General features: G+C 34.4%; 5 protein-coding genes. 1 reads left to right on the top strand and 4 read right to left on the bottom strand.

The annotated features are described in order from the left end of the window. The 3 genes from IDG60_RS06915 to IDG60_RS06905 all read right to left on the bottom strand — a co-directional run. On the bottom strand, positions 1–499 hold a 499-nt coding region (locus tag IDG60_RS06915), incomplete at its 3' end, for an NADPH-dependent FMN reductase (protein WP_164826243.1). A gap of 13 nt (positions 500–512) precedes the next feature. Continuing rightward, positions 513–1,574, bottom strand: coding sequence for an LLM class flavin-dependent oxidoreductase (locus IDG60_RS06910; RefSeq protein ID WP_001096113.1), 1,062 nt, complete (start codon positions 1,572–1,574; stop codon positions 513–515). A gap of 13 nt (positions 1,575–1,587) precedes the next feature. After that, positions 1,588–2,514 (bottom strand): VOC family protein, encoded by a 927-nt coding sequence (locus tag IDG60_RS06905; RefSeq protein ID WP_001028199.1) that lies wholly within the window; start codon positions 2,512–2,514, stop codon positions 1,588–1,590. 311 nt (positions 2,515–2,825) lie between these two features. On the opposite strand from IDG60_RS06905, the gene glpT reads away from it, so the two are divergent. Continuing rightward, complete coding sequence (gene glpT, locus IDG60_RS06900) at positions 2,826–4,184, top strand: glycerol-3-phosphate transporter (RefSeq protein ID WP_001010111.1); 1,359 nt, start codon at positions 2,826–2,828, stop codon at positions 4,182–4,184. Positions 4,185–4,266: 82 nt separating this feature from the next. Here the strand turns inward: glpT and IDG60_RS06895 are convergent. Further along, positions 4,267–4,661, bottom strand: a 395-nt coding sequence (locus IDG60_RS06895) for a MepB family protein (RefSeq protein ID WP_206160571.1), incomplete at its 5' end; no start/stop codon positions are given.

Genomic DNA, 4,661 nt, shown 5'->3' with positions numbered 1-4,661 from the left:
ATTGTGCCAACGCTTTTAACCGAAATACAACATCATCATTGACAATTTGTTGATTTGAAAAATCTTTCTCTTCAATAAATACATACGTTTGCATCGTATGTGCTTTCATGTAACTCAATATTGGTTTTAAATGCATTTCAGGAATTAAATAATGTTTACTAGAACCTGCTGTCGCTACAAGTCCTATTACCTTGTCACGAAAAGCATTGACTGGAAGTAGATCAAACACATTTTTCAAAGCACCAGGGATGGAAGCTTGAAAAATTGGAAAACCAATAAAAATCACATCAGCCTGCATTAACGACGTCGTTAATTTATATACATCTCCTGTAGTATCTAGATAATTCTTTCCAACGCTAAATTCTAATTCAAGTTCTCGTAAATCCATCAACTCTATTTGATGTCCCTCATTGATGACTTCTAGTTCATTTTTTAAATCATCCATAGCAATTCTCGTTTTAGAACCTACTGTGGAACCTGACAATAATACAATATTCATGATGACGCCCCTCCTATTTTGATAAATGCTTTTTAATCGCCGGTATAATTTCGTTGCCAATTAACTCAATATTCTTCATAACATTTTCAAATGGCACACCGCCAAAATCAAGCTGTGCCATAAAACGTTGATGACCATACAACTCGTGTTGATACAATATCTTTTCAATAATTTGTTGCGGGCTTCCAACCATTAGCGCTTCTCGATAATCTGACGAATTAGCAAATTGCTGTTTCGGATAACCAACACCACGAATAAATGACATCCCTGTATTCAAATGTGGATAAAATTCTCTCATAGCATCCTGAGTTGTTTCAGCTGTATAAAACAGACTCGCTGTACTTACTGGTAAAGACTTATGCGAAGCATCGAAACCTGCTTCAGTTGCTGCTTGACGATAAGCATCTATAGAACCTTTAAAGTTCATTGCTGGGCCACCAAGGGTTGTAATCATCATTGGCACACCTTGTTTTCCCGCTTTAATAGCACTTGCAGGTGGACCACCAACAGCACGCCATATTGGCAATATATTATCGATTGGTCTTGGGAATATTTTCATATTTCTAAGTTCTGGACGATATTTTCCAGACCAAGTAATACGCTCAGTTTTATTTAACTCTAAAAGTAAACCTAATTTTTCTTCAAACAATTCATCATAGTCTTTTAAATCATAGCCAAACAAGTCAAAAATACCTGTTCTTGATGCTCTGCCAGCTACAATTTCGGCTCTACCATGAGAAATCAAATCTAATGTCGCGAAGTCTTCAAATACTCTTACAGGATCTGTTGCACTAATAATCGTTGAAGAACTTGAAACTTTAATATGCTTTGTCGCTTGGGCAATTGCACCTAACACAACCGTATGTGCCTGTGTTGTAAAATGCTCCTGGTGACTTTCACCAACTGCAAAAACATCAATACCTGTTTCATCTGCTAATTTACTTGCTTCAATAATTTCATTAATACGTTGCTCATAACTAACTTTTTCACCTTTAAATGGATTCAATAAATGATCACCTAAGGAATACAAACCAAACTCAAGAGGCGTATTTTTATTCATTTCTAATTTGGCCATTAAACATTCTCCTTTATATTTCGTGTAACTTACTTTCAATTTGTTCACGTTCTGCTTCTAAAAAGTCAGGCAAGTTCAATTGACTTCCTAATTGTTCAAGAGGTGTATCAATAGTAAATCCAGGCGCTTCAGTCGCAAATTCATACATAATTGAATTATGGCGATAGTATAATGATTTAAAGAAATAGCGATCAATTATACCTGAATTACTTTGTGTTTGTTGTTGTAATTTCTTGTAAATTGCATCTAAGTCACTCATTTGTGGTGTATTAATTGCAATATGATGGATATAACCTCGTCCAGGTCTTTCACGTTGTCCCTGTTGCTCAATAACTACAAAATCCGAATATAAACCTTGTGGTGCTAATGTCAGCACATCGAATGATTTATTATCTCTTTTGCGATAACCTAAGACATTTTCCAAAAATTCTACCGTACGCGCTGCATTTCTAACTCTTAATTCGACTGGCCCTATTCCTAAAATTTGATATGCTTGAGGTATTTCACTATAAGCGTTATGTTGCCATTGATGTGGTACTTCAAAACTATCATTAACAAGCAATATGATTTCTAAGTCGTCTTCATCTTTAAAGACAACACCTTCTTGTCCAAGATAGTACAAACGTTCAGACGTAATACCATTATTATCAAGGCGTTTTTCAAAATAATGAAGTGCCGCTTGATTTGGTACTAATAAAGAAAATCGATAAATCGTTTCAGTACCTGGCTGCTTATGACCCGCATGGGGAATTTCAAAAAAGCTTAAAATTGTTCCGGCTGTACCTACTTCGTCCCCATAAAACAAATGATACATTGAAGGATTGTCTTGATTAACAGACTTTTCAACTAATCGTAATCCAAGGACATTTGTGTAAAAATCCTTATTACGTTTTGCATCTTTTGTATACATGGATATGTGATGATGCCCTACTATATTCATACTATCCCTCCTATTAGTATAAATTTTATACCAACTTACATAAAAAAGATAGTTATATGCCATTTACCCCTTTTCTGCAAATAAAAATATGTTTGTACTCATTCGTAGATACACAGCTAGTATGTATAACGACATAATAATTGCATAATTATAAATTTATGTGTAGCAATTTATTTTTTCTAAATGTTTATAAAATACTTCAATAACTAAATATGCAAGATTTCACAAAAGTATATTGACAACGCTTTCATACATGTCTAATATAAGTTTATCGCACAAAATGCATATAAATACATATTAAGGAGGATTTTATGAATTTTCTTAAACCTGCAAAGCATATTAAGCCTTTGCCAGAAAATCAGATAGATGATACCTATAAACGATTACGTCTCCAAGTATTTCTTGGTATTTTCATCGGTTACGCTGGGTACTATTTATTACGTAAAAACTTTTCATTAGCGATGCCAGCATTGCAAGAGCAAGGTTTTACAAAAGCGGAACTAGGTTTTGCACTTTCTGCTGTTTCCATCGCATATGGATTTAGTAAGTTCTTTATGGGTACTGTAAGTGATCGGAGCAATGCTCGGATATTCTTAGTTCTTGGATTAGCACTCACTGCTATCGTCAATTTGTTAATGGGATTTGTACCGTTCTTTACATCAGGTATCGGTATTATGTTTGTCCTATTATTCTTAAATGGATGGTTTCAAGGTATGGGCTGGCCACCTTCAGGCCGTGTTCTCGTTCACTGGTTTAGTGTAAGTGAACGCGGAAGTAAGACTGCCCTTTGGAACGTTGCGCATAATGTTGGTGGAGGTATTATGGCACCTATTGCTGCTTGGGGTATTACAACAACAGCATTTATCAACTTTGGTTATTTAAAAGGTTTCGAAGGTGTATTCATTTACCCTGCACTCTTAGCACTTATCATTGCCGCAATTTCATACGTATTGATTAGAGACACACCTCAATCTCAAGGTTTACCTCCAATCGAAATTTATAAAAACGACTTTGCTACAAGCGATAAGAAAACATTAGAAACAGAATTAACTACAAAAGAAATTTTATTTAAATATGTACTGAACAATAAATGGGTATGGGCAATTGCCTTTGCAAATATATTTGTTTATTTCGTGCGTTATGGTGTACTTGATTGGGCGCCAGTCTACTTAAGTGAAGAAAAACATTTCGACTTAAAAGCATCAGGTTGGGCATACTTCTTATACGAATGGGCTGGAATTCCTGGTACATTATTATGTGGTTACATTTCTGATAAATTATTCAAAGGTCGTCGTGGACCTGCAGGTTTCTTCTTTATGTTAGGTGTCACAGTATTTGTATTAATTTATTGGTTAAATCCTCCAGGCAATGCTTGGTTAGACAATGTCTCATTAATTGCCATTGGTTTCTTAATATATGGACCAGTTATGTTAATTGGTTTACAAGCATTAGATTATGTACCTAAAAAAGCAGCTGGCACAGCAGCTGGATTAACAGGATTATTTGGTTATCTGTTTGGTGCTGTAATGGCCAACATCGTCTTAGGTGCTGTAGTTGATAAATTCGGATGGGATGTCGGTTTTATTTTATTAACAGCAATCAGTGTGTTTGCAATGTTGAGCTTTATCCTCACTTGGAATAAAGTAGGACAAGAAACCGTTCATCATTAAATGATAAAAAATAAAGTCATATGGTTATCTTATCGAAAGATGATATATTCATCTCTTATAAGTTCAACCATATGACTTTTTATTAGTATTCAAAAAAATATTTACATTGCCACTTTTGTGTTTGCCCTGCTGTTTTATTCAATTGATTACACCACTTAGGATAAACTCTAAAAGCCATCTTACCTTTATGTTCAAATGTAGTTAAGATACCTTTTTCTACCAATAATTCCCTAGGAAATAAAAAATAACCGCTTAATTCTTCATCAATAACTATAATCATTAAGTAATCTGCAAATGCCTCTTTCGAGTATGGTTGATTACAATTGTTCTCGTCTTTCGTCCAACATGTAACAAAATACCCTGCTTTAGTCGGTGTTTTCTTAGCTAACCTACTTTGATATGTTTCCTCTTTAAAGCTAAATGTTAATGCTTCGTAATCTTGATTATATTTTTCTTCAGTTAAATCTTTAACTTCTG

It is taken from the genome of Staphylococcus sp. EG-SA-2 (assembly GCF_017152085.1).
This window is presented reverse-complemented; position numbering and strand designations above follow the sequence as displayed.